Here is a 24,848-nt window from a genome sequence, read left to right on the forward strand (position 1 = left end):
TAGTTATGATATAATATTTTGAGACAGGCCTAGGATTAATAATTAAAACAATTGTTTCTTAAGGAGTAAAAAAAAGTTGTAGATTAAAAAAAAGTTGTAGATATAATAAAGCTAAGCTTTTGAACCGGAAAGTCTATGAGGCGCTGACTAAAGAAATTAAAAAGTATGATTTATTTTAATCGTACGTGTAGATTGGAAAGTAAGTGATAGTTATGCGATTTTGCATAAGGGAAATTACTTTAAATATGGAGCTTCCTAAAATTAAGGAGTAATAGTACCTAATAAAAATTTGAATTTGAAATCATCATAGGCATCCCACCTTAGTGTGATGATTAATTCAAAATTTTATAAAGTAAAGGAAGTAGCTAAGAAATATACAATGAATAATAAAAATACTAGGAGGTAGGATTTAAATGAAGAAAAGTAAAATTATTCAAAAAACGGTTAAACTTTTTTTAGCCTTTGTCATGTTCTTAGGGGTTCTTTTTCAAAATAGTAGTTTAACATCTGCGCAAGGAACAGAAGTGGATCGCGTTAATACAAAAATAACTAGATTTGAAATTAAGAATCATGATGGAACTCCTGCACCAGGATATCATTATTGGAATGAATATAGACTAGATATGGATTGGGATGCTAGTTCGTATGGAAATCAGTTAAAACAAGGGGACTATTTTATTGTTAAGTTACCAGAACAGTTTAAATTTCCAACAGACGGACCGACAGTAGATTTTAAGCTTTACGCACCAGATGGTAAAACAGTTATTGCTAATGCACATGTTAATTCTAATGGAGAACAAGGTGGGGGAACAGTAAAAGTTACATTTACAAAATACGTAGAAAATAGAGAAAACGTGAAAGGTAACTTATACTTACAAGCAGGATTTGCTCACAGTAAAATAAATGAAGGTGGAGACAATATAATTGATATACAAATAGGAAGTGTAAAAAAATCTACAAATATCAAAATAGGACCAAAACCTACTATAAAAAATGAAACATTTGCTAAATGGGGAGCGACAGTTCCTGGAAATGATAATCAAGCCAAATGGGTTTTACGTATTAATCATATAAAAGGTAATTATTCAAATTTAACTATCTCAGATAGACTTTACGTAGATGAAGGTAACTTGCCACCTACAATTCATTATATTAGAGATTCTTTTGTGTTATACGAACTTGAATATGATCAATATGGGTATACATCAAGAGTTGTTAATGTTTATAAATATAATGATCTTAAAGACTTTATAAAATTTTCTGGAAATGATACACAGTTTACCTTTGAGTATAGTAAAAAATTTGGAGATATAAATGGTAGACAATATCGCCTAACATATAATACAACATATATTCCACAACTTAAATTAAAAAATGAGGGTATTTTCAAGAGTACTGAAACAAATATAATATATAGAGCATGGTTTAATAATGCAGAAGCTGGTGGTACTGGACAAGGGGATTTAATCCAAAAAATTAAAATTTTTAAAGTTGATGAAAATGATAGGCAAATTAAACTTCCTAACGCAGAATTTTTAATTACAAAAGTGAAAGATGGATCTACTTTTACATTGAGAACAGATGCACAAGGAGAAGCTGTTTCTGAGAAATTAGAACCTGGGAAATATAAAATTAAAGAAACGAAAGCACCTGATGGCTATATACTTGATCCTACAGAAAAAGAAGTAAATGTAGTTGAAGGTGAAGTGTTATTTTGGACAGCAACAAACGCTAAAATAACAAATATAGATATTGCTGGCAAAAAAACATGGGATGATGCGAACAATCAAGATGGAAAACGTCCAGATAAGATTAAAGTAATCCTAAAAAAGACAGTAGATGGAACAACGACAACAGTAGTTGAAAAAGAAGTTAAAGCAGATGCTGATGGAAATTGGAAGTATGAGTTTAATAATCTACCAAAACATGAAAACGGGAAACTAATCACATACAGTATAGATGAAGAGGACGTGCCAGGATACGAAAAAGAAGTTACAGGCTACAATCTTAAAAATAGTCATACACCAGAAAAAGTAAGTGTAGCAGGAACAAAAACATGGGATGACTCAAACAACCAAGATGGTAAACGCCCAGACAAGATTAAAGTAATCCTAAACAAAACAGTAGACGGACAAACAACAAAAGTAACAGAAAAAGAAGTAACAAAAGACAACTGGAACTATGAGTTTAACGATCTACCAAAATATGAAAATGGAAAAGAAATCACATACAGTATAGACGAAGAAGCCGTACCAGGATACGAAAAAGAAGTTACAGGCTACAATCTTAAAAATAGTTATACACCAGAAAAAGTAAGTGTAGCAGGAACAAAAACATGGGATGACTCAAACAACCAAGACGGAAAACGCCCAGACAAGATTAAAGTAATCCTAAACAAAACAGTAGACGGACAAACAACAAAAGTAACAGAAAAAGAAGTAACAAAAGACAACTGGAACTACGAGTTTAACGATCTACCAAAATATGAAAACGGAAAAGAAATCACATACAGTATAGATGAAGAAGCCGTACCAGGATACGAAAAAGAAGTTACAGGCTACAATCTTAAAAATAGTTATACACCAGAAAAAGTAAGTGTAGCAGGAACAAAAACATGGGATGACGCAAACAACCAAGACGGAAAACGCCCAGACAAGATTAAAGTAATCCTAAACAAAACAGTAGACGGACAAACAACAAAAGTAACAGAAAAAGAAGTAACAAAAGACAACTGGAACTACGAGTTTAACGATCTACCAAAATATGAAAACGGAAAAGAAATCACATATAGTATAGATGAAGAAGCCGTACCAGGATACGAAAAATCAGTAGAAGGATATAACCTGAAAAACACACATACACCAGAAAAAGTAAGTGTAGCAGGAACAAAAACATGGGATGACGCAAATAACCAAGACGGAAAACGCCCAGACAAGATTAAAGTAATCCTAAACAAAACAGTAGACGGACAAACAACAAAAGTAACAGAAAAAGAAGTAACAAAAGACAACTGGAACTACGAGTTTAACGATCTACCAAAATATGAAAACGGAAAAGAAATCACATACAGTATAGATGAAGAAGCCATACCAGGATATGAAAAAGAAGTTACAGGCTACAATCTTAAAAATAGTTATACACCAGAAAAAGTAAGTGTAGCAGGAACAAAAACATGGAATGACGCAAATAACCAAGATGGGAAACGCCCAGACAAGATTAAAGTAATCCTAAATAAAACAGTAGACGGACAAACAACAAAAGTAACAGAAAAAGAAGTAACAAAAGACAACTGGAACTATGAGTTTAACGATCTACCAAAATATGAAAATGGAAAAGAAATCACATACAGTATAGATGAAGAGGCTGTACCAGGATATGAAAAATCAACAGATGGTTATAATTTGAAAAATAAATATACACCAGAAAAAGTAAGTGTAGCAGGAACAAAAACATGGGATGACGCAAATAACCAAGACGGAAAACGCCCAGACAAGATTAAAGTAATCCTAAATAAAACAGTAGACGGACAAACAACAAAAGTAACAGAAAAAGAAGTAACAAAAGATAACTGGAACTACGAGTTTAACGATCTACCAAAATATGAAAACGGAAAAGAAATCACATACAGTATAGATGAAGAAGCCGTACCAGGATACGAAAAATCAGTAGAAGGATATAACCTGAAAAACACACATACACCAGAAAAAGTAAGTGTAGCAGGAACAAAAACATGGGATGACGCAAATAACCAAGACGGAAAACGCCCAGACAAGATTAAAGTAATCCTAAACAAAACAGTAGATGGACAAACAACAAAAGTAACAGAAAAAGAAGTAACAAAAGACAACTGGAACTACGAGTTTAACGATCTACCAAAATATGAAAATGGAAAATTAATCAAATATAGCATAGATGAAGTAGATGTACCAGGATATAAAAAATCTATAAAAGGATATGACCTTACAAACAAATACATTCCACCAAAACCAAAATTACTTAATACAGGAAGCGCGCCAAGAGAAGTAGGAGGCTTAGGAGTATTGGGGTTACTAGCAGGATATGTGTTAATTAGAAGAAAAAATAAAACAAACTAAGTTATAGATATAGATAGTTTATTAAAAAATACGAGACATATAAAAAATATGTCTTGTATTTTTGTTTTCATTAAGTAAGTAAGAACTAAGCTTAATTGTGAAAGTATATAAACAGTTTGGAGAGATAAGCAAAGAGTTTAATCAAAGAAAAGATAAGAATAAAAATAAAAAATATAAGTGGATTATATTAGGGGAATATTAGAGTGACAAAATATTTCTTATTTAATTTATCTAGTAATTAAAACTATATGAGCAGAAAAATGATAAATAAAATAATTAATAATTATATTCTATACTTAATATTAAAGTTTGCTTTATGAATATAAGACTTAATTTAATTGATATTATCGTAATTTATTAATTTAAAGTTTTTAAATTTGGTAATTAGACATTAAGTGATAATTATGATATAATCTTAGCCAAGCAAAGTTGTATTTTTGTAAAAAATAGAGTTGTTAAAAAAGAAAAACATTATGATTATAGAGATGATAACTATATCTTTTGAAATAAAAAGAGCTAAGTAGACTGGCTATAAAAATTAATAAGCATAATTAACTTTATATTTTAATGTAGTGGGAAAGTTTATTGCAATCATACAATTTTGTCTAAGAGACACTGCTTTTATATTATACTCCTTAGTAATAAGAAATAACAACTTTAACATGATAACAAAAATATGGCAACAAAAAGTTGGAATAGAAAATAAAAGTTAATAGTGACGTTTTTCACAAAAATTAATTTACAGTATTTATAAAGTAGAAATTAAGTAAGTATTTAAGGGGTAGTAGGTATGAAGTAATAAAAAATATTATGAAGTAATAAAAATATTAGGAGATAAAGTTATAATGATAAAGAATAAAATTATTAAAAAAGCATTTAAGTTGTTTTTAGCTTTTTCACTGCTTTTAGGAATTCTGCTGCAAAATAGCAGTTTATCAGTTGTAAAAGCAGAAGAAGCAAATCGTGTTAACACAAAAATAACTAGATTTGAAATTAAAAATACTGATGGTAGTGCTGTTCCACCTGGGCAGGAATATGGTTATTGGAACCAATTTCGACTAGATATGGACTGGGATGCAAGTTCGTATGGAAACAAATTAAAAGAAGGGGATTATTTTATAGTTACATTACCCGACAAATTTAAATATCCAACAGATGGTCCGACAGTAGATTTTCCACTTTATACACCAGATGGTAAGACTGTTATCGCCAATGCGCATGTTAATTCTAATGGTGAAAACGGTGGTGGAACAGTAAAAGTTACATTTACAAAGTATGTAGAAAATAAAGAAAACGTAAAAGGTAATTTGTATCTACAAGCAAGATTCGCTTTTGATAAAATAAAAGAAGGTGAAAACAACGTAATTATTGTTTCAATCGGAGGCGTTCCAACTTCTGTTGATATTAAAATAGGGAAAAAACCTATTATTGAAAATGAAACATTTGCTAAATGGGGAGAAAAAGTTCCTGGAAAAGAAGACGAAGCTAAATGGGTTTTACGTGTCAACCATAAAAAAGGAAATTACAAAAATGTGACAATATCAGATAAACTTTATGTAAATACAGGATCTTTGCCACCGGAGATTCATTATATTGTAAATTCTTTTGTGATACATAAGGTTGAATATAATGAGTTTGGAAATACAACAAGAGTTGTTAGTACTCATAATTATGATGAATTAAAAGATTTTTTACATTTCTTTGATAATAATACAAGGTTTATATTTGATTTAAGTAAAAAATTTGGGGATATAAATGGTAAGCAGTATCTTTTTGAGTATAGATCTACATATACTCCACAACTGATGTTAAGAAATGAGGGAGTATTTCATAGTACAGAGAAAGATGAAATATCGCGAGCGTGGTTTAAAAATTCAGAAGCTGGTGGCGGTGGACAAGGTGATTTAACTCAAAAAATTAAAATCTTTAAAATAGATGAAAAAAATAATAAAATTAAATTACCTGATGCTGAGTTCTTAGTTACAAAGATAGCAGATGGGTCTACTTTTACATTAAAAACAAATGCACAAGGAGAAGCAGTTTCTGATAAACTTGACCCAGGTGTGTATAAAATTAAAGAAACTAAAGCACCTAAGGGTTATGAACTTGATGAAACGGAGCGAGAAATAACAGTAGTCGAAGGAGAGGCGTTATTCTGGACAGCGACAAATGCAAAAATAAAAGCGTCAGTAGAGTTAGGTGCTAAGAAAACACTTGAAGGAAAGGCGTTAGAAGCAAACAAATATAGCTTTACATTGAAAAAAGAAAATGGTGAAATTATAGAAACAGTGGAAAACGCAGCGAATGGAGATGTTAAATTCAAAGCTCTGACTTATGATCAAGAAGGAACTTATAAATACAAAATCTCTGAGGTTCAAGGAAATGAACAGGGTATAACGTACGATCAAACTGAACATGAAGTAGTAGTAACGGTAACAACAGATAACGCTACAAACAAACTAAAAGCAGAAGTATCAAAACAACCAGATCAAGTTAAATTTACTAACAGATACACACCAGCAGCAGATGTATCAGTAGAATTAGGGGCTAAGAAAACACTAGAAGGGAAAGCGTTAGAAGCAGAAAAATATAGTTTCACATTGAAAAAAGAAAATGGTGAAGTTATAGAAACAGTGAAGAATGCAGCGAACGGAGATGTTAAATTCAAGGCTCTAACATATACAGAAGCACAAATAGGAAAACATAAATACAAAATTTCGGAAGTAAAGGGTTCTGAGACAGGAATAACATATGATGAAACTGAGTATGAAGTAGAAGTAACAATAACGAAAGATAACGCTACTAATAAACTAAAAGTAGAAGTATCAAAACAACCAGATCAAGTTAAATTTACTAATATATACACACCAGCTAAAACTGAAATTTCAGTAACTAAAGCTTGGAAAGATGCAGATAATCAAGATGGGAAACGTCCAGAATCAATTATTGTAAAACTTTTAGCTGATGGAAACGAGACTAACAAAACGGTAGAATTAAATGCAGGAAATAATTGGACAGCGAAATTTACTAATTTAGATGCAGATAAAGGTGGAGTACCTATTAAGTATACAATAGCAGAAGTAAATGTTCCGGCAAGATATACTTCAGTAATAAGCGGAGAAGCGAAGACTGGACTTACTATTACAAACAGCTACACACCAGAAGTAATAAATGTATCAGGAACAAAAACATGGGATGACGCAAATAACCAAGACGGAAAACGCCCAGACAAGATTAAAGTAATCCTAAATAAAACAGTAGACGGACAAACAACAAAAGTAACAGAAAAAGAAGTAACAAAAGACAACTGGAACTACGAGTTTAACGATCTACCAAAATATGAAAACGGAAAAGAAATCACATATAGTATAGATGAAGAAGCCGTACCAGGATACGAAAAAGAAGTTACAGGCTACAATCTTAAAAATAGTCATACACCAGAAGTTGTAAATGTTCAAGGAACAAAAACATGGGATGACTCAAATAACCAAGATGGAAAACGTCCAGACAAGATTAAAGTAATCCTAAACAAAACGGTAGACGGACAAACAACAAAAGTAACAGAAAAAGAAGTAACAAAAGACAACTGGAACTACGAGTTTAACGATCTACCAAAATATGAAAACGGAAAAGAAATCACATATAGTATAGATGAAGAAGCCGTACCAGGATACGAAAAAGAAGTTACAGGCTACAATCTTAAAAATAGTTATACACCAGAAAAAGTAAGTGTAGCAGGAACAAAAACATGGGATGACTCAAACAACCAAGACGGAAAACGCCCAGACAAGATTAAAGTAATCCTAAATAAAACAGTAGACGGACAAACAACAAAAGTAACAGAAAAAGAAGTAACAAAAGACAACTGGAACTACGAGTTTAACGATCTACCAAAATATGAAAACGGAAAAGAAATCACATATAGTATAGATGAAGAAGCCGTACCAGGATACGAAAAAGAAGTTACAGGCTACAATCTTAAAAATAGTCATACACCAGAAGTTGTAAATGTTCAAGGAACAAAAACATGGGATGACTCAAATAACCAAGATGGAAAACGTCCAGACAAGATTAAAGTAATCCTAAACAAAACGGTAGACGGACAAACAACAAAAGTAACAGAAAAAGAAGTAACAAAAGACAACTGGAACTACGAGTTTAACGATCTACCAAAATATGAAAACGGAAAAGAAATCACATATAGTATAGATGAAGAAGCCGTACCAGGATACGAAAAAGAAGTTACAGGCTACAATCTTAAAAATAGTTATACACCAGAAAAAGTAAGTGTAGCAGGAACAAAAACATGGGATGACTCAAACAACCAAGACGGAAAACGCCCAGACAAGATTAAAGTAATCCTAAATAAAACAGTAGACGGACAAACAACAAAAGTAACAGAAAAAGAAGTAACAAAAGATAACTGGAACTACGAGTTTAACGATCTACCAAAATATGAAAATGGAAAAGAAATCACATATAGTATAGATGAAGAAGCCGTACCAGGATACGAAAAAGAAGTTACAGGCTACAATCTTAAAAATAGTCATACACCAGAAGTTGTAAATGTTCAAGGAACAAAAACATGGGATGACTCAAATAACCAAGATGGAAAACGTCCAGACAAGATTAAAGTAATCCTAAATAAAACAGTAGACGGTGTAACAACAAAAGTAACAGAAAAAGAAGTAACAAAAGACAACTGGAACTACGAGTTTAACGATCTACCAAAATATGAAAACGGAAAAGAAATCACATATAGTATAGATGAAGAAGCCGTACCAGGATACGAAAAAGAAGTTACAGGCTACAATCTTAAAAATAGTTATACACCAGAAAAAGTAAGTGTATCAGGAACAAAAACATGGAATGACGCAAATAACCAAGATGGGAAACGCCCAGACAAGATTAAAGTAATCCTAAATAAAATAGTAGACGGACAAACAACAAAAGTAACAGAAAAAGAAGTAACAAAAGACAACTGGAACTACGAGTTTAACGATCTACCAAAATATGAAAACGGAAAAGAAATCACATACAGTATAGATGAAGAAGCCATACCAGGATATGAAAAAGAAGTTACAGGCTACAATCTTAAAAATAGTTATACACCAGAAAAAGTAAGTGTAGCAGGAACAAAAACATGGGATGACGCAAACAACCAAGACGGAAAACGCCCAGACAAGATTAAAGTAATCCTAAACAAAACAGTAGACGGACAAACAACAAAAGTAACAGAAAAAGAAGTAACAAAAGACAACTGGAACTACGAGTTTAACGATCTACCAAAATATGAAAACGGAAAAGAAATCACATACAGTATAGATGAAGAAGCCGTACCAGGATATGAAAAAGAAGTTACAGGCTACAATCTTAAAAATAGTTATACACCAGAAAAAGTAAGTGTAGCAGGAACAAAAACATGGAATGACGCAAATAACCAAGATGGGAAACGCCCAGACAAGATTAAAGTAATCCTAAATAAAACAGTAGACGGACAAACAACAAAAGTAACAGAAAAAGAAGTAACAAAAGACAACTGGAACTACGAGTTTAACGATCTACCAAAATATGAAAACGGAAAAGAAATCACATACAGTATAGATGAAGAAGCCATACCAGGATATGAAAAAGAAGTTACAGGCTACAATCTTAAAAATAGTTATACACCAGAAAAAGTAAGTGTAGCAGGAACAAAAACATGGGATGATGGAAATAACCAAGATGGGAAACGTCCAGATAAAATCAAAGTAATCCTAAACAAAACAGTAGATGGACAAACAACAAAAGTAACAGAAAAAGAAGTAACAAAAGACAACTGGAACTACGAGTTTAACGATCTACCAAAATATGAAAACGGAAAAGAAATCACATACAGTATAGATGAAGAGGCTGTACCAGGATATGAAAAATCAACAGATGGTTATAATTTGAAAAATAAATATACACCAGAAAAAGTAAGTGTAGCAGGAACAAAAACATGGGATGACGCAAATAACCAAGACGGAAAACGCCCAGACAAGATTAAAGTAATCCTAAATAAAACAGTAGACGGACAAACAACAAAAGTAACAGAAAAAGAAGTAACAAAAGATAACTGGAACTACGAGTTTAACGATCTACCAAAATATGAAAACGGAAAAGAAATCACATACAGTATAGATGAAGAAGCCGTACCAGGATACGAAAAATCAGTAGAAGGATATAACCTGAAAAACACACATACACCAGAAAAAGTAAGTGTAGCAGGAACAAAAACATGGGATGACGCAAATAACCAAGACGGAAAACGCCCAGACAAGATTAAAGTAATCCTAAACAAAACAGTAGACGGACAAACAACAAAAGTAACAGAAAAAGAAGTAACAAAAGACAACTGGAACTACGAGTTTAACGATCTACCGAAATATGAAAACGGAAAAGAAATCACATACAGTATAGATGAAGAAGCAGTTGCTGGATATAAGAAAACTATAGATGGTTATAATCTGAAAAATACTTATATCCCACCTAAACCAAAATTACCTAATACAGGAAGCACATCAACTGAACTAGGTGGATTAGGATTTTTAGCTGCATTAACAGGATTGGTATTAGCTAGAAGAAAAAATAAAACTAATTAATAAATAGTTTATACGAGAAATACGAGACATAGAGCCAAAATATGTCTCGTATTTTTGATTTTTTATGATACAATTAGGATGGGATAAATAAATTAGAATTTATTGAGGAAAAGATGAAAATAGAAATTAGAGAAGTTATAAATAAGGAAGAAAAAGAAGAGATATCCAAGGAAGTACTTTATGATTTACCAGAATGGTTTGGACTTCCTGAAAGCACAGAAAATTATATTATAGATTCGTAAGATAAACCATTATTGGCTTTTTATGTGAATGATGAAGTCGCAGGTTATATTGTTTTAAATGCAACGAGTAAGGATTGTGCAGATATTTTTGTTATGGGTGTTAAGAAGAAATTTCATAGAATGGGTATTGGATTAAAATTGAACAATGCATTTGAAATCTTGGCTAAAAAATTAGGATATACATACTCACAGGTGAAAACAGTTAAGACAGGTTGCTACAAAGAGTATGATATTACCAATAAGTTTTATATAGCGATGGGCTATAAAGAATTGGAATGTTTTCCTACTCTATGGGATGAATGGAATCCATGTCAAATATATATCAAATACCTTGGAGAATAATAAATTTTGAATTATGAAATTATCAACAAAAATAGACTCTTTGTTAAATTCAATTGATGGAGAAAAATAGAATTATCTATATTGTTATATTTTATAAAAGGAACTTTTAACAAACGAAACTTAAGTATAAGTTAATTTATAATATCACTATGCTAAAAAATAATTATGTGATACACTGTAAATATAGATTAACGAGAAAGGGATATAGAAATGAAGAAGGGTAAGAGTTTAGAAGATTATGGATGGATAATAAATGTTTTAGCTCTGATTGTTGCTATTTTCAGTCTATGGTATAGTAGTCAATCTGCCAATTCTGCAAAAGAATCTGCTGATTTTGCAAAAAAAGCTAATATTATTCAGATAGAGACGTATAAATTTGAAGAATTAAATAAGGATATTGAGACAATACAAAGATTATATGCAAAGTATAAACATAATTCAAAACTAGTTTTGGAATCTAGTGACTTAGAAGAATTGGAAAAAGTTTTTGAAGGACTAACTGGACATATAGACATTGATGAAAAAGACGATTCAACTAATTATGCTAAAGTGAAGAAATCTGGAATAAAATTAAAAGAAGCTTGTGAACGTTATATTTAATTCTTAAAATCTACAGATAAAGAAGTATCAAATAATCAAAAAATTAAAGGCAAAGGTAAACTCGTCAATACAGGATCTCTACCAGAGTTAGAGAAATTGCTTAGTGAGTTTAAAAAAGAAAAAAGAGACTATTTAAAAAATAAATAAAATTTATAATATGGAATTGATTTATAGAGATGATAGTGATTGATCTGACCCCAAAAAGTTAGACTTAGGATAGCGTAGTAGTTATAATGACTGCGACGCTATCTTTTTTATATTTATACAGTCATATGTTTTATTCTATATTGCTTAGGACTTAACCATCCTAGTTTCTCTTTTATTCTCTCTTCATTATAATATTTTATATATTTTTCAATAGCTAATTTCAGTTCCCTATAACTATTATATGTTGTTCCATAGTATATCTCTTGTTTTAATATTCCGAAGAAATTCTCCATTATCGAATTATCCAAACAATTTGCTTTTCTAGACATACTTTGGTAAATACGTTCTTCTTTTAACCTTTTCGAGTATGCCTTCATTTGATAAGCCCATCCTTGATCAGAGTGGAAAGTTCTCCTATAAGGGGATTTAGCTGTGACTTTAATAGCTTTTTCTAGCGCATCCATTATATTTTTAGCTGATGGGCTCTCACTTATACTATAGCTTATTATCTCACCATTATATATATCCATAAATGGGTCTAAATAAAGTTTCTTTACTACTAATTTACCTCTCTCACTAACTTCATAATATTTAAATTCAGTTGTGTCTGTAGTGATTTTCTAATGTGGAATATTAGTATTGAATCGTCTTCTAATTCTATTCTTAGCTGTTTTTCTAATTTTCCCTTTATATGAATTGTATTTTCTACTTTTTCTAGTGAATGATGTAACCTGTAATCCTAATTTTTGTATAATTCTTTGAACTTTCTTTTTGTTTATAATATATCCTAAATTACGTAATGCACCACGTCTATAACCATAATCTTTGTTATTCTTTCTTATTTCTAATATTTTCTCTTCAATTTCTTTATTTGGATTAACTCTATCGAATCTCTTCTGCCAGTACATATACGTTGCTTTTGGCATTTTTGCATATAAAAGAAGGTCTTTAAGTATGAATTCTCCTCGGAGACTGCTTATAATTCGCGCCTTCTTTTCATTTCTGCTTCTTCCGCTAAACGCAATCTCCTCGCTTCTTTTAAAAATGCATTTTCTATCCTTAGTTGTAGTAATTGATCTTCTAATTCTTTTACATATTCTTTAGATATATTATCAATTGTGGTTTGACTTGTTGTTTCCTTACTTAACTTTTTAGTTGATTTAGCCATTGAGATTTCCCGACCTTTCCTTCGTTCTCTCAATGCATCAGGACCAGCTACTCTAAAGCGATTAACCCAGTTACAAATAAGTGCTGGATTATTTATACCTTCTTGTAAAGCTATGTCATTGTATGAGAGTTCACTTGTTAAGTATAATTCTACAACAAATATCTTTTTTTCGAAAGAATATTCTTCATTTTTTCTAGAACGACGTAATCCTTCATCTCCATATTTCTTATATTTGGCAACCCAAACTTCAATATTATTATGAGATTTTATAGCATACTTTTTCGCTAACGATCTTATGCTTATATTTTCATTTATATACTCTAGTACGACTTTCTTTTTAAATTCAAAATTATATTTAATCATAAAAATATCGACCTCCAAAAAGTTAGATTTTTTGGTCTAACTTTTTGGGGTCGGTACATTTATTATTATGTCTTTTTTTTTATTTGCAATGTATGGTGAGGTGTGGTACACTTTAAGTGAAAGATGTATGGTGGATAGTGGTACACTTAGAAAGGAGGTTACTATGTTTAAAATTGATTCATTATCAGATAAACCAATTTATAAACAAATAGTAGATCAAACTAAATCTATGATAAGCAAAAACTTATTGCAAGAGGGAGATAAATTACCATCGGTAAGAGAATTTTCTAAAATGTTAGGTGTCAATGTTAGTACGATACAAAAAGCTTTTCAACAGCTGGAAAGTGAAAAAATAATTATAACAATTGTAGGGAAAGGTACTTTTATCACTAATAACTTTGATAGTATTATCCCAAATTATAAATTAATAGATTCTATAATTGAAGAATTGGTTAGGGAAGTAAAGATAAGGGGAATCTCGGAAGAAGATTTATTAGAAAAAATTAAGTTAGAATTTCGAAAGGATGATTAATAATGAATAATAAGAAGATAGATGTAAAGTTAAAAGAATTAATCATGGAATGGAGATTTTTGGGATTATCGATGGAGAAATTGTGTGAAGTGATTTCTGAAAAGCTAAAGGAGAAAAATTATGAAACTTGCGATAAAGAATATTAATAAAAAATTTTCAATAAAGAAAGTATTAAATAATGTTAGTTTTACTGTAAATGCTGGAGAAATTGTAGCACTTGTTGGTAGAAATGGAAGTGGGAAAACAACTTTATTAGAGATTTTATCAGGAATATATAGTCAAGATTCTGGGGAAATAGAAATTGAAGGCATAGATAATAAAAATATAAGAAAACAACTGATTTATATACCGGATAGATTCGATTATTTCAAAAATTCTAAAATTAAAAAGGTTTGTGAATTTTACAAATTAGCCTATGAAAATTTTGATGAACAATATTTTAAAACAGAATTAGAAAAAATTAAATTATTACAGACTAGCAGATTATCTGAATTATCAAAAGGACAATTAGCCATTTTTAGTTTGATTTTGGGGATTTCATGTCGAACAAGGTTTATCTTTTTAGATGAACCGTTAGACGGAATAGATGTGATAAATACTAAAATGATAGTTGACTATATTTTGGATGCTCAAAGTGATGGGATTGGATTATTAATTAGTAGTCACCAATTAAATGCTTTAGAAAATATAAGTGATAAGGTTGTCTATTTAGATGATGGAATTGGAATAGGTGAAGAAATTAATAAGGATGAGTATAGTAAATATCAATTGGTGTATCAAGAAAAGATACCAGAGGAGTTACGTTGTAATCCTAATTTAAGAATTATTAGCAATATTGGAAGAGTTTATGTGGTTATTGTGAGGGGAAGTTATGATGCTACTCATGACATTATTCAAGATGAAGATCTTCTTCAATATGATAAACTACCTATTGTATTAGAGGATATCTTTTTATTAAATAGTAAAGGGGAAGATGAAAATGTGTAAAGATATTTTAAAAATCATTCGTATATACTTAAAACAATATTCAATAATGTTAATTATACTATTAATTGCTTTTTCGACATTTGCTGCTACAACTACTAATAAGCGATTAAATGAATTAAAAAATGGAGTTGCAGCTTATGATTTTCAATTAACAACAGGCATAGCTAAGGAATTGGAAATAAGAAAAGGAGCATCTAATGATGAATTAAATCAAAAAACACACGAACTGTATAAGTTAAAAGAAGAATATCAGAAAAATTATAAAGAAAAATTGTCAAAAGAAAAATTAGATGAGATGAAACATTCTTATGCGGTTGGAGCATATTTACATAATTTTCCAAGTTCTCCAATATGGACATTTTATACTAACAATGAGGATCTAAATGTACTTACAGGTGGAGGAAGTGAAAAATACAAACAATACTTAACTGAAGAAGAACTGAATAACGTTCCTAAATATAAAGAATGGTCACGAATGCAACCCGGTAGCAAGGAGTACTTTGATAAACAAGAGGAATTAGATAAAGTATATCCACCAGCATTAGATATTAGTAATGTAAAAACATTAACCTTCTTAAAAGAAAATTTAGAAGCTAGTAAAGTTAAGTTGAAAGAAACTATGTTTAGCGAAGGAACTAATATTGGTTATTATATTTTGATAACTTTAATCCCGTTGTTAATCTTTGGAGTTGAATATCATACTAATTTTGGTAAATTTGTAGCGAGCTTACCTTATGAAAAAGAGAAAGTATATTTTGCCAAAGTAATTTTATCATTTTTAACTTTAATAGTTACTTATATTTTAACAGGTCTAGTTAATATAGCGGTTATAAGCAATAGTTTGTTAGGAGAAATTTATAACGTGTCAGCGGTATTTGAAATAAACAATAAAGTATATATACTGGGAATAGGTCTAGTATTATTAGGAGCTATTTTATCAAGTTTTTGTGGAAGTATATTAAGCATAGGTGCGATGTATATTCCGGCTCTTACACTGATATATTATCCATTGGGAGTGTGGATTGCTATAGGAAGATTGTTCTTTGTAAATTATCTTCCAGATGGACCGTTTCTTAATAATATACCAAGGATGCCAATATTTTATTATTTCGGCTACACTCCTTGGAAGAATATTATTATTTATCTAGTTATTTTAACAATAATTATGCTGTTAGCAAGTAAGGTTTATAAAATACACAATGTAGAAAAAGAAGGTGAATTTTTCACAATAGAAAGACTGTCATTAGTGGGATATTTTATATTATTAATGGGAATATTTGCTTTTTCACTGGTAATGCTAACAGAAGTGTTTACTATTAGCCAAGGTGTATCCTTAGCATTAACGATATTATTAATACCAGCTATAGTTTGGAAATTAGTTAGAACAAAAATAAGAGTATAAAATTAAAAATAATTAGAAATCATTCTTTATTTTCCGACAATTCTATGGAGTTTTGTAAAGTTTTCAAGAGAAAATACACAATTTTTCAAAAAAATGGTTGACACATAAAAAATTTACTGATATACTTAATAACAAGTTAATGATTCACACGTCGATAAGATAAGTAAAAGTGAAAGATGGTAAAGAGAGTCTCGGTTGGTGAAAAGAGATCGTATTGGAAACTTTGAAAATGGTCTTTGAGTGTTAATGGTCGAATAATTAGGCCTTTACGGGTGAGCCCGTTATAGCTTCAGGGTATAACATCAAATTTGATGCGTACTTTTTGAGTTGATATTTGTGAGAATATCATAAAGTAAGGTGGTAACACGTAAATGATTAGACGTCCTTGCAGAAGCGTAAGCTTCTGTGAGGACTTTTTTATTTCTCAAAATAATCACAAGGATACTTAACTTACAAAATAATACAAAATTTCGGAGGAAAGTAACATGTCAGAATTACTAAATATTTACAAAACTTTAAAAAATAAAAAATGGGTGAACTTAAGCCACAAGATTGATGAAAATTCACCTAAGTTTCCAGCACTTCCTGCCCTAGAAAAAGAAAATGTCTTTACTTTAAAAGATGGTTTCTATGTTCAAAAATTCTCAGTAGTAGGTCAATATGGAACACACATTGATGCACCAATTCACTTCGTAGAAGGTGGACGTTGGTTAGATGAAATTGAACTTAAAGATTTACTATTACCTTTATACGTAATCGATAAAAGTAAAGAAGTGGCAGAAAATAATGACTATGTGATTTCTAAACAAGATATCCTTGATTTTGAAGCTGAGCATGGTGAAATATTACCAGAATCATTCGTAGCATTCAGAAGTGACTGGTCTAAACGTTGGCCTAGCTATGATGAAATTAGAAATCTAGACGAAAATGAAGTTCAACACACTCCAGGTTGGGGAAGAGATGCATTAGAATTCTTAATTAAAGAAAGAAAAGTTAAAGCTGTCGGGCATGAAACTCTAGATACTGACTCAGGAGTTACAGCAGCTGCTGAAGGACTTATTCAAGAGTATTACTTACTAGAACAAGATATTTATCAAATCGAAGTTTTAGCAAATCTTGATCAAGTACCTGCAACTGGATCATTAATTTCAATTGCTTATCCAAACTGGACAGAAGCAACTGGATCACCAGTAAGAGTAGTAGCGATACTACCAGAAGACGAATAGTACGGTCTTTATAAAAAAGTTTTAGTTTATGAAAAAAAATAGATATTAGAAAAGAGAAAAGAAGAAAAGTTTGAAGAGGAAAGTAACTGGAAGTTTATAATAAGGTCAAAATAATAAAGTCAGAAGAATAAAACAAAAAGAGAAAATAAATCAGTTAAACAAGAGGAGAAAAATATTATGTGTCAAGGATGTCAAAATAAAGTAGTAAAAAATGTAGCGTATAGAGTGGATCATGTAGGATCATTTTTAAGACCTAAAGAGTTAGTAGAAGCTCGTGAGAAATTCTCAAAAGGAGAATTATCACAAGAAGAATTAACAAAAGTAGAAGACAAAGTGATTGCAGAATTAGTTGAAAAACAAATTGAAAATGGATTAAAAGGAGTAACTGACGGGGAATTTCGTCGTGCATACTGGCATCTAGATTTCTTCTGGGGACTTAATGGTGTAGAACATGTTCAAGGAGAAAAAGGATATCCATTTAAAGGAATTGAAACTAAACCAGATACAGCAAAAGTATCAGGAAAAATCAGTGGAGAAAATCACCCATTCGTATCTCACTACAAATTTTTAAGAGACTTAGTAGCTAATAAAGAAGGTGTAACTGTAAAATTAACAATTCCATCACCATCACAATTATACTTTGAGTTAATTCGTACAGAAGATCATATCAAAGGATACGAAAAATTCTATCCAACATTCGAAGAATTAAAAGATGCTATTGTAGCAGCTTATAAACAAGTTATCGCAGACCTTTACAACGAAGGATTACGTGTATTACAATTTGATGATTGTACTTGGGGAGCATTAGCTGATGATGGATTTGCGAATCGTTTCCGTGATGCGCGTCCTTTAGAAGAAGTTCGTAGAGAATATGCAGCACGTTGCCTAGCTCTTAACAATGAAGTAATTGAAGGTAAGCCTGAGGACTTAGCGATTAATACGCACGTTTGTCGTGGTAACTTCGCTTCTAAATGGATTTCTCAAGGTGGATATCAAAATATCGAAGATGAGCTTCTAGCTGTAGAAAACGTAGATGCGTACTACTTAGAATACGATACAGATCGTGCAGGAGATTTCAAGCCACTAGCAAAAGTTGGAAAAGATAAAAAAGTTGTTTTAGGATTAATTACATCTAAATTTGCAGATTTAGAAGATAAAGAAGAAGTAATCGCAAGAATTAAAGAAGCTAGCGAATATGTACCATTAGAAAATATCTACTTAAGTACTCAATGTGGCTTCGCTTCTACTGAAGAAGGAAATGTGATTGCTGAAGAAGATCAATGGAAAAAAATTGGTCTAATCAAAGAAATAGTAGAAGAAGTTTGGGGATCAGAAAATTAATAATACTTTAGGTGCTGACAAAAAGGTCCTAAAATTTAACAAAGTTCATATGAGAATTCATAGACGCAGTGGTTTATTGATATCTAAATTCGCTTTATAAAAGCTTTTTAGATACCTAATAAACTGTGCGGGGGTGACTCGACAAAATCGATTTCTACAAAATCTCGATTTTTAAGTCACTCCCAATTAAGAGAATTATATAATTAAAGTAAATGATAAAAGTAAGCACATAAATTGACTTTCTTATCAATAATACAGTAAACTAAACTAGCATTGATTTCATTCGTTCAATGTATAAGTAATATCTGGTTTTATTTTTCACATTATAAAATATAGTCTATTTAATTAATACATGAGTAGCAACGTAAGTCTCTCGCTGCCAAATAGGCAAATGTATTTAACCATTATTAAATAGGGGTAACCAAAATATTTCATAGTTTGAAAAATAGGACTTAAAATCAAGGAGGAAAAAAGAATGAAAAAGAACAAATTGTTTATAGGAGCACTAGCGTTAGTAATGAGTGTTGTAACAGCATGTAGTTCAAAAACGCAAAACACAATTACCACTTCTCAAGATAAAGATACTTTCACGTATGCTATTAGTGATGATCCATCATCAACTAACCCAATTAAGGTTAGTGACCGTTGGGGGTTAACAATGACTAATATTATCTACTCACCATTAATTAAAGTTAATGGAGATGGTTCAAAAGAATATGCTTTAGCAGAATCTACTGAACTTGCAAAAGATGGTCTTAGCTTAAAAGTTAACTTAAGAAAAGATGTAAAATGGTCTGATGGACAAAAATTCACAGCTGACGATGTAGTTTTCACTTATCAAACAAAAGCTAAAAAAGAAAATGGAAACTTCAAAAACTTATGGATTAGTGATAAACCGATAACTATTGAGAAAGTAGATGACTACACAGTAGTATTTAAGTTCCCAGAGCCAAGTGCAGCTGCAGCAAATAACATTGCAAATGAAACTTATATTATTCCAAAACACGTTTATGGAAATGTATCTGATTTCTCAGTTAAAGAATTAAAAGAAACACCAGTAGGAACTGGACCATACAAACTAGTAGAAAACAAACGTGGAGAATACATTAAATTTGAAGCGAATGAAAATTATTACAATGGTAAGCCAAAAGTTAAAAATGTAGTACTACGTATTATTAAAAGTGCTGATACTACAAAAGTAGCATTACAAAAAGGTGAGGTAGATGCAGCATATGTATTACCTGCTGCAATTAAAGATTTAGATTCTAAAAACATCGATACTTATCCTTACAGTGAAAACCGTATTGGATACTTAGGACTAAACACAAACACAGATGAATTAAAAGATGTTAAAGTTAGACAAGCTATTTTATACGCATTAAACAAAGAAGATATGAATAAAGCTGCTTACTTAGACAGTAAATACTACCAAAACCCTTATTCATTCTTACCACCGAAAAATCCATTCCATACTGATGATGTAGAGAAATATACTCAAAATGTTGAAAAAGCAAAATCACTATTAAAAGAAGCTGGAGTTTCTAACTTGAAACTTAACCTAGGATATGCAAGTAACGATGCTGCAAATACTATCCAAGCAACATTCATCCAACAACAATTACAATCAGTAGGAATTAATGTTGAGCTACGTGGTGGAGATGAGACAGCTATCTTTACAGAATTAAGAAAACCTGGTTCTAAAGCTTACAACTTATTCTTAGGTGGATATATCATGGGTAACGATCCTGATTTATACTCTAAGCTATTTGGATCAAATGGTACTTCAAATTACTTCCAATACAGAAGTGAAAAAGTTGATGGATTATTCAAACAAGGTGCAGCTGAATTAGATGAAGCTAAACGTAAAGAAGTGTACAAAAACCTTCAACAAGAAATTGCTAACCAAGCATACCTGTACCCAATCGTAGATAACCAAAAAATCTTAGCGGTTAACAAACGTGTTGGAAATGTTAACGATGCTAAGTTAGTACCAATCTACACATTTGATGATTTATCAAAAATTACTCTTAAATAGTAATAGTAGTGGAAAATAAAATATAGTGTGAGGGGGAGTACGATAAAATCCTATTTATATAAGATTTTATAGTATCTCCCTCGCTTTATTAGTTTTAAGGGGAATGTTAATTTATAATTTACAACAAAAAGGTTTGCGATAAATTATAAATGAATTTCATAAAAATATAGTAATTAAAATTTAAAGGAGATTGTATGATTCGATATATTTTGAAACGTATATTACAAGCAGTACCATTACTTTTAGTAATATCGTTTATAGTATTTACTTTAATACATTTAGCGCCATATGATGCTATCGATGCACAGATAACGTCGAATATGTCACAAGAAGAAATTAATATTCTTCGTGAGCAAAGTGGACTTAATAAACCATTCTTAATTCAGTATGTGGATTGGTTAGGACAAGTATTGAGTGGAAATTTCGGTCACTCATTAGTAACTCACAATAGTGTAGGAGAGGAAATTCTATCGAAAATCCCTAATACAATATCATTAGTATTACCAGCGTACGTAACAGCACTAATAATCGCAATAGTACTAGGATTAGTGGCTGCAGCAAACAAAGGTAAATGGCAAGATAAACTAATCGATGCTGTGGCTTCATTAGGAATAGCTACTCCATCATTTTGGATAGCGATGATATTCATCTATGTTTTAGGATATCAATTAAACTTATTCCCAATAATAGGAATGCACACAATTGGTAAAGAGGATGATTTTGGTGATTTCTTACCACACTTTATTATGCCTTATCTAACATTAACAATTGTATTCTTCGCAGAACTTACACGTTATGTAAGGTCTTCAGCTTTAAGTCAAACAAATGAAGAGTATGTAGTGGTTCAACAAGCTTTTCAAGCGACAAAAACTCAAATCTTTACAAGGCACATTATAAAAAATGTATTAATACCAGTAATAACTCAAGTGGGTATGTCACTGCCGATGTTAGTAACTGGAGCGATTATTACAGAAACAGTATTTAGTTGGCCAGGAGTCGGACCATATATCACACAAGCAACTAGAGCGTTAGATTACCCTATAATAATGGCGGTAATGTTACTGTCAGCTACATTAGTAATAGTAGGTAATTTAATTTCAGACATACTTTACTCAATAGTAGATCCTAGAATTAGAAGAGGAGGTAAGTAAGATGAAAAGATTTATTAAAATAGTTAAAAGTTCAAAAATCTATATTTTTTCACTTATTTTTATTGCGATATTAGTGTTTGTATCATTAATAGCACCTTTACTTCCTATAGATCCAGCGGCTACTGATGTAGCGAATCTATCTCAATCACCGAGTTTACAACATTTATTCGGAACTGATGAGGTAGGTCGTGATTATTTCATTCGTGTAATCTATGGAGGACGTATTTCTCTTATAGTAGGATTACTGGCGATGGTGACTGCCGTAACAATTGGGACGATAGTAGGACTTATCGCAGGTTATGTTGGTGGAGTTGTTGATAGTTTACTTATGCGTTTAGTTGATGTATTATCATCTATTCCATGGTTAGTATTAGTAATTGTACTTAGTGTATTTTTAAAACCAGGAATTGGTTCAATAATTATAGTAATAGGATGTTTTTCTTGGATGCGTCTTGCGAGATTAGTTCGTGCTGAAACTCTATCGGCAAAAGAATATGATTATGTAGTATATAGTAGATTTAGCGGTGTAAAAACTATCTCTATCTTAAAGAAACATATTATTCCAGCTATAATACCAACTTTAGTAGTAGCGGCAAGTGCCTCAATAGCTAACGCAATAATGACAGAAGCGGCACTTAGTTTCTTAGGTCTTGGTATTCAACAGCCTATGACTTCTTGGGGAACACTTCTGCAAAATGCACAACAAAGTCTACAACGTGCACCTCATATGGCAATTATCCCTGGATTATTTGTAATGTTAACAATTTATTCATTCAATAATATTGGTAACCTACTTACAAAATATATTCAAAAGGAGGGAGAATAGTATGACAAACATAGTAGAATTAAAAAATCTAACGGTTAATTATAAACCAAATAAAGAAGTAGATAAACAGCTAATACATGGTATCGATATTAATTTAAGAAAAGGTCATATCACTGGTGTTGTTGGTGAATCAGGAAGTGGAAAAAGTATTCTGATGCGTAGCATAATGTCTATTCTTCCTAACAATATTTTTGATAAAAATGATAAGTTTATCTTTGATGGAAAGGAAGTCAAGAAGGGTGAAAAATTACCAATTTCTATGATTTTCCAAAACCCTATGACCTCACTAGATCCAGTTAGAACAATTGGTTTTCACTTAATAGAATTAATAGAAAGATTTCAAAATAAATCTAAAGAAGATGCGAAAAAACTAGCTATAGAGCAACTTGAAAAAGTAGGTATTCTTAACGCACCACTTAGAATGGAACAATATCCACATGAATTATCTGGTGGTATGCGTCAAAGAATATTAATAGCCATGGCGTTACTTGCTAATCCTAAGTTATTAGTAGCAGATGAACCTACAACTGCTCTAGACGTTACGGTTCAAGCACAGATTTTATCTCTAATTAAGAAATTACAAAAAGAAACAGAACTTAGTGTAGCACTAGTCAGTCACGACTTCGGTGTAATAGCTGGAATGTGTGACTATGTGTATATTATGTATAGAGGTAGAGTTGTCGAAAAAGGTAATGTTGAAGAAATCTTCAGCAATGCACAACACCCATATACAAAACAACTTCTAGCTGCAGCAAGATTAGAAAATACTAATAATGAGCTTCTGACTGTTGATTATAAAGAAGATGACAAACACTATACTTGGCAAAAACTTAGCGATACTCATGAGTATCTGAAAGAGGTGGAGTAATGAGTAAAGAGTATTTAAAACTGAAAAATGTACGAAAAGTTTATAAGTCTAAAGGAATAGGAAAAGAAATCAAAGAAACTATTGCGGTTAATGATATTAGTTTAGATATTTATAAAGCTGAGACGCTAGCTGTAGTAGGTGAATCTGGTAGTGGAAAGACTACTCTAGGTAAGGGAATTTTAAATATAGACCCATTTATTTCAGGTGATGTTTTTGTAGAAGGTAATGAAAAATCTTTAACTAAAATGTCAAAAAAAGAACTTGCAGAAGTTTATAGTAAGATGCAAATTATTTTCCAAGACCCATATTCATCATTAAATCCACGAATGAGCGCCTTAGATATAGTTATGGAAGCTTTACATAAAGAAGACAAAGAAACTGCGAAGAAAAAGGCGTTAGAAATCTTAGAGTTTGTTGGAATTTCTAATGAAGACGCGCTAAAATTATCAAATGCTTTTAGTGGAGGGCAACGTCAACGTATCGGTATTGCTCGAGCAGTTGTAACAAAACCAGACTTCATTCTATGTGATGAACCAACTTCTGCCTTAGATGCTTCAACACAAGCACAGGTAATTAATTTATTAAAAGATTTACAAAAAAAATTCTCTCTAACATATTTATTCATCTCACATAACTTAGGTGTAGTAGAGTATATCGCAGATAGAATAGCGGTAATGTATAGAGGTAATCTAGTAGAACTAGGAACAACAGAACAGATTATGAAAAATCCACAGCATGTTTATACAAAACGTCTTCTAAATTCTATGCCGATTATTGATCCAGTAAGAGCTAGAAAGATGTTCGAAGAATTTGAAGTCAGTGCAGAGGAAATAGTAATAACTGGTACTGAAAAATTTGAAGAAGTTGAAGAAGGACACTTTGTGTTAAAATAATAATTTGA

16 protein-coding genes, 1 pseudogene and 1 other annotated feature are annotated in these 24,848 nt (G+C 31.2%); of the genes and pseudogenes, 16 read left to right on the forward strand and 1 reads right to left on the reverse strand.

Annotated features, from left to right (window positions below):
• The first annotated feature begins 413 nt into the window (after positions 1–413).
• The 5 genes from FOC48_RS09390 to FOC48_RS09420 all read left to right on the forward strand — a co-directional run bounded on the left by FOC48_RS09390 (position 414) and on the right by FOC48_RS09420 (position 11,901).
• Positions 414–4,094, forward strand: a complete 3,681-nt coding sequence (locus tag FOC48_RS09390) for a Cna B-type domain-containing protein (protein WP_254263179.1) — start codon at positions 414–416, stop codon at positions 4,092–4,094.
• An 845-nt stretch (positions 4,095–4,939) separates the two neighbouring features.
• Positions 4,940–10,717: a Cna B-type domain-containing protein gene (locus FOC48_RS10045; protein ID WP_254263180.1), complete on the forward strand. Its 5,778-nt coding sequence runs from the start codon at positions 4,940–4,942 to the stop codon at positions 10,715–10,717.
• A 113-nt stretch (positions 10,718–10,830) separates the two neighbouring features.
• The gene (locus FOC48_RS10215; protein ID WP_003148096.1) at positions 10,831–10,959 is read left to right on the forward strand and encodes a hypothetical protein; all 129 of its coding nucleotides are present in this window, start codon (positions 10,831–10,833) and stop codon (positions 10,957–10,959) included.
• 24 nt (positions 10,960–10,983) lie between these two features.
• On the forward strand, positions 10,984–11,301 hold the full coding sequence (locus FOC48_RS09415) for a GNAT family N-acetyltransferase (protein WP_003148095.1): 318 nt from the start codon (positions 10,984–10,986) through the stop codon (positions 11,299–11,301).
• 210 nt (positions 11,302–11,511) lie between these two features.
• A complete protein-coding gene (locus FOC48_RS09420; protein WP_003148094.1) occupies positions 11,512–11,901 on the forward strand; it encodes a DUF4363 family protein in 390 nt (129 codons plus the stop codon).
• Between the two features lie 260 nt (positions 11,902–12,161).
• Here the strand turns inward: FOC48_RS09420 and FOC48_RS09425 are convergent.
• Positions 12,162–13,579: pseudogene (locus tag FOC48_RS09425) on the reverse strand (IS3 family transposase).
• A 163-nt stretch (positions 13,580–13,742) separates the two neighbouring features.
• Between FOC48_RS09425 and FOC48_RS09430 the strand changes: the two are divergent.
• The 11 genes from FOC48_RS09430 to FOC48_RS09480 all read left to right on the forward strand — a co-directional run bounded on the left by FOC48_RS09430 (position 13,743) and on the right by FOC48_RS09480 (position 24,840).
• Complete coding sequence (locus FOC48_RS09430; protein ID WP_003148090.1) at positions 13,743–14,111, forward strand: GntR family transcriptional regulator; 369 nt, start codon at positions 13,743–13,745, stop codon at positions 14,109–14,111.
• 2 nt (positions 14,112–14,113) lie between these two features.
• Positions 14,114–14,257: a hypothetical protein gene (locus FOC48_RS09435; RefSeq protein WP_003148089.1), complete on the forward strand. Its 144-nt coding sequence runs from the start codon at positions 14,114–14,116 to the stop codon at positions 14,255–14,257.
• Positions 14,232–15,098, forward strand: coding sequence for an ATP-binding cassette domain-containing protein (locus FOC48_RS09440; protein WP_003148088.1), 867 nt, complete (start codon positions 14,232–14,234; stop codon positions 15,096–15,098). The genes FOC48_RS09435 and FOC48_RS09440 overlap by 26 nt, the downstream gene beginning before the upstream one ends.
• Complete coding sequence (locus FOC48_RS09445) at positions 15,091–16,500, forward strand: hypothetical protein (protein WP_155801267.1); 1,410 nt, start codon at positions 15,091–15,093, stop codon at positions 16,498–16,500. The genes FOC48_RS09440 and FOC48_RS09445 overlap by 8 nt, the downstream gene beginning before the upstream one ends.
• A 142-nt stretch (positions 16,501–16,642) precedes the next feature.
• Positions 16,643–16,890: a binding site (T-box leader), on the forward strand.
• 95 nt (positions 16,891–16,985) lie between these two features.
• Positions 16,986–17,726 (forward strand): cyclase family protein, encoded by a 741-nt coding sequence (locus FOC48_RS09450; protein WP_003148086.1) that lies wholly within the window; start codon positions 16,986–16,988, stop codon positions 17,724–17,726.
• Between the two features lie 177 nt (positions 17,727–17,903).
• On the forward strand, positions 17,904–19,067 hold the full coding sequence (locus tag FOC48_RS09455) for a 5-methyltetrahydropteroyltriglutamate--homocysteine S-methyltransferase (RefSeq protein WP_003148084.1): 1,164 nt from the start codon (positions 17,904–17,906) through the stop codon (positions 19,065–19,067).
• A 475-nt stretch (positions 19,068–19,542) separates the two neighbouring features.
• Positions 19,543–21,102 carry an ABC transporter substrate-binding protein gene (locus FOC48_RS09460; protein ID WP_003148083.1) on the forward strand — a complete coding sequence of 520 codons (1,560 nt, stop codon included), beginning with the start codon at positions 19,543–19,545 and terminating at the stop codon, positions 21,100–21,102.
• A 194-nt stretch (positions 21,103–21,296) separates the two neighbouring features.
• Entirely contained in the window at positions 21,297–22,253 is a 957-nt protein-coding gene (locus FOC48_RS09465; protein WP_003148082.1) for an ABC transporter permease, read from the forward strand.
• Between the two features lies 1 nt (position 22,254).
• Entirely contained in the window at positions 22,255–23,079 is an 825-nt protein-coding gene (locus tag FOC48_RS09470) for an ABC transporter permease (RefSeq protein ID WP_003148081.1), read from the forward strand.
• 1 nt (position 23,080) lies between these two features.
• Positions 23,081–23,947 carry an ABC transporter ATP-binding protein gene (locus tag FOC48_RS09475; RefSeq protein WP_003148079.1) on the forward strand — a complete coding sequence of 289 codons (867 nt, stop codon included), beginning with the start codon at positions 23,081–23,083 and terminating at the stop codon, positions 23,945–23,947.
• The gene (locus FOC48_RS09480; RefSeq protein WP_003148078.1) at positions 23,947–24,840 is read left to right on the forward strand and encodes an ATP-binding cassette domain-containing protein; all 894 of its coding nucleotides are present in this window, start codon (positions 23,947–23,949) and stop codon (positions 24,838–24,840) included. Before FOC48_RS09475 ends, FOC48_RS09480 begins: the two co-directional genes overlap by 1 nt.
• The last annotated feature ends 8 nt before the right edge of the window (positions 24,841–24,848 follow it).

Origin of the sequence: Gemella haemolysans, assembly GCF_012273215.1 — a bacterium.
GTDB classification, from domain to species: Bacteria; Bacillota; Bacilli; order Staphylococcales; family Gemellaceae; genus Gemella; species Gemella haemolysans_A.

Bases quoted from the DNA above. Each gene is read 5' to 3' on its own strand.
- FOC48_RS09460 (WP_003148083.1), top strand. From the start codon at position 19,543: ATGAAAAAGAACAAATTGTTTATAGGAGCACTAGCGTTAGTAATGAGT.
- FOC48_RS09390 (WP_254263179.1), top strand. From the start codon at position 414: ATGAAGAAAAGTAAAATTATTCAAAAAACGGTTAAACTTTTTTTAGCC.
- FOC48_RS09480 (WP_003148078.1), top strand. From the start codon at position 23,947: ATGAGTAAAGAGTATTTAAAACTGAAAAATGTACGAAAAGTTTATAAG.
- FOC48_RS09470 (WP_003148081.1), top strand. From the start codon at position 22,255: ATGAAAAGATTTATTAAAATAGTTAAAAGTTCAAAAATCTATATTTTT.
- FOC48_RS09445 (WP_155801267.1), top strand. From the start codon at position 15,091: ATGTGTAAAGATATTTTAAAAATCATTCGTATATACTTAAAACAATAT.
- FOC48_RS09420 (WP_003148094.1), top strand. From the start codon at position 11,512: ATGAAGAAGGGTAAGAGTTTAGAAGATTATGGATGGATAATAAATGTT.
- FOC48_RS09430 (WP_003148090.1), top strand. From the start codon at position 13,743: ATGTTTAAAATTGATTCATTATCAGATAAACCAATTTATAAACAAATA.
- FOC48_RS10045 (WP_254263180.1), top strand. From the start codon at position 4,940: ATGATAAAGAATAAAATTATTAAAAAAGCATTTAAGTTGTTTTTAGCT.
- FOC48_RS09435 (WP_003148089.1), top strand. From the start codon at position 14,114: ATGAATAATAAGAAGATAGATGTAAAGTTAAAAGAATTAATCATGGAA.
- FOC48_RS09450 (WP_003148086.1), top strand. From the start codon at position 16,986: ATGTCAGAATTACTAAATATTTACAAAACTTTAAAAAATAAAAAATGG.
- FOC48_RS09475 (WP_003148079.1), top strand. From the start codon at position 23,081: ATGACAAACATAGTAGAATTAAAAAATCTAACGGTTAATTATAAACCA.
- FOC48_RS09455 (WP_003148084.1), top strand. From the start codon at position 17,904: ATGTGTCAAGGATGTCAAAATAAAGTAGTAAAAAATGTAGCGTATAGA.
- FOC48_RS10215 (WP_003148096.1), top strand. From the start codon at position 10,831: ATGAAAATAGAAATTAGAGAAGTTATAAATAAGGAAGAAAAAGAAGAG.
- FOC48_RS09465 (WP_003148082.1), top strand. From the start codon at position 21,297: ATGATTCGATATATTTTGAAACGTATATTACAAGCAGTACCATTACTT.
- FOC48_RS09440 (WP_003148088.1), top strand. From the start codon at position 14,232: ATGAAACTTGCGATAAAGAATATTAATAAAAAATTTTCAATAAAGAAA.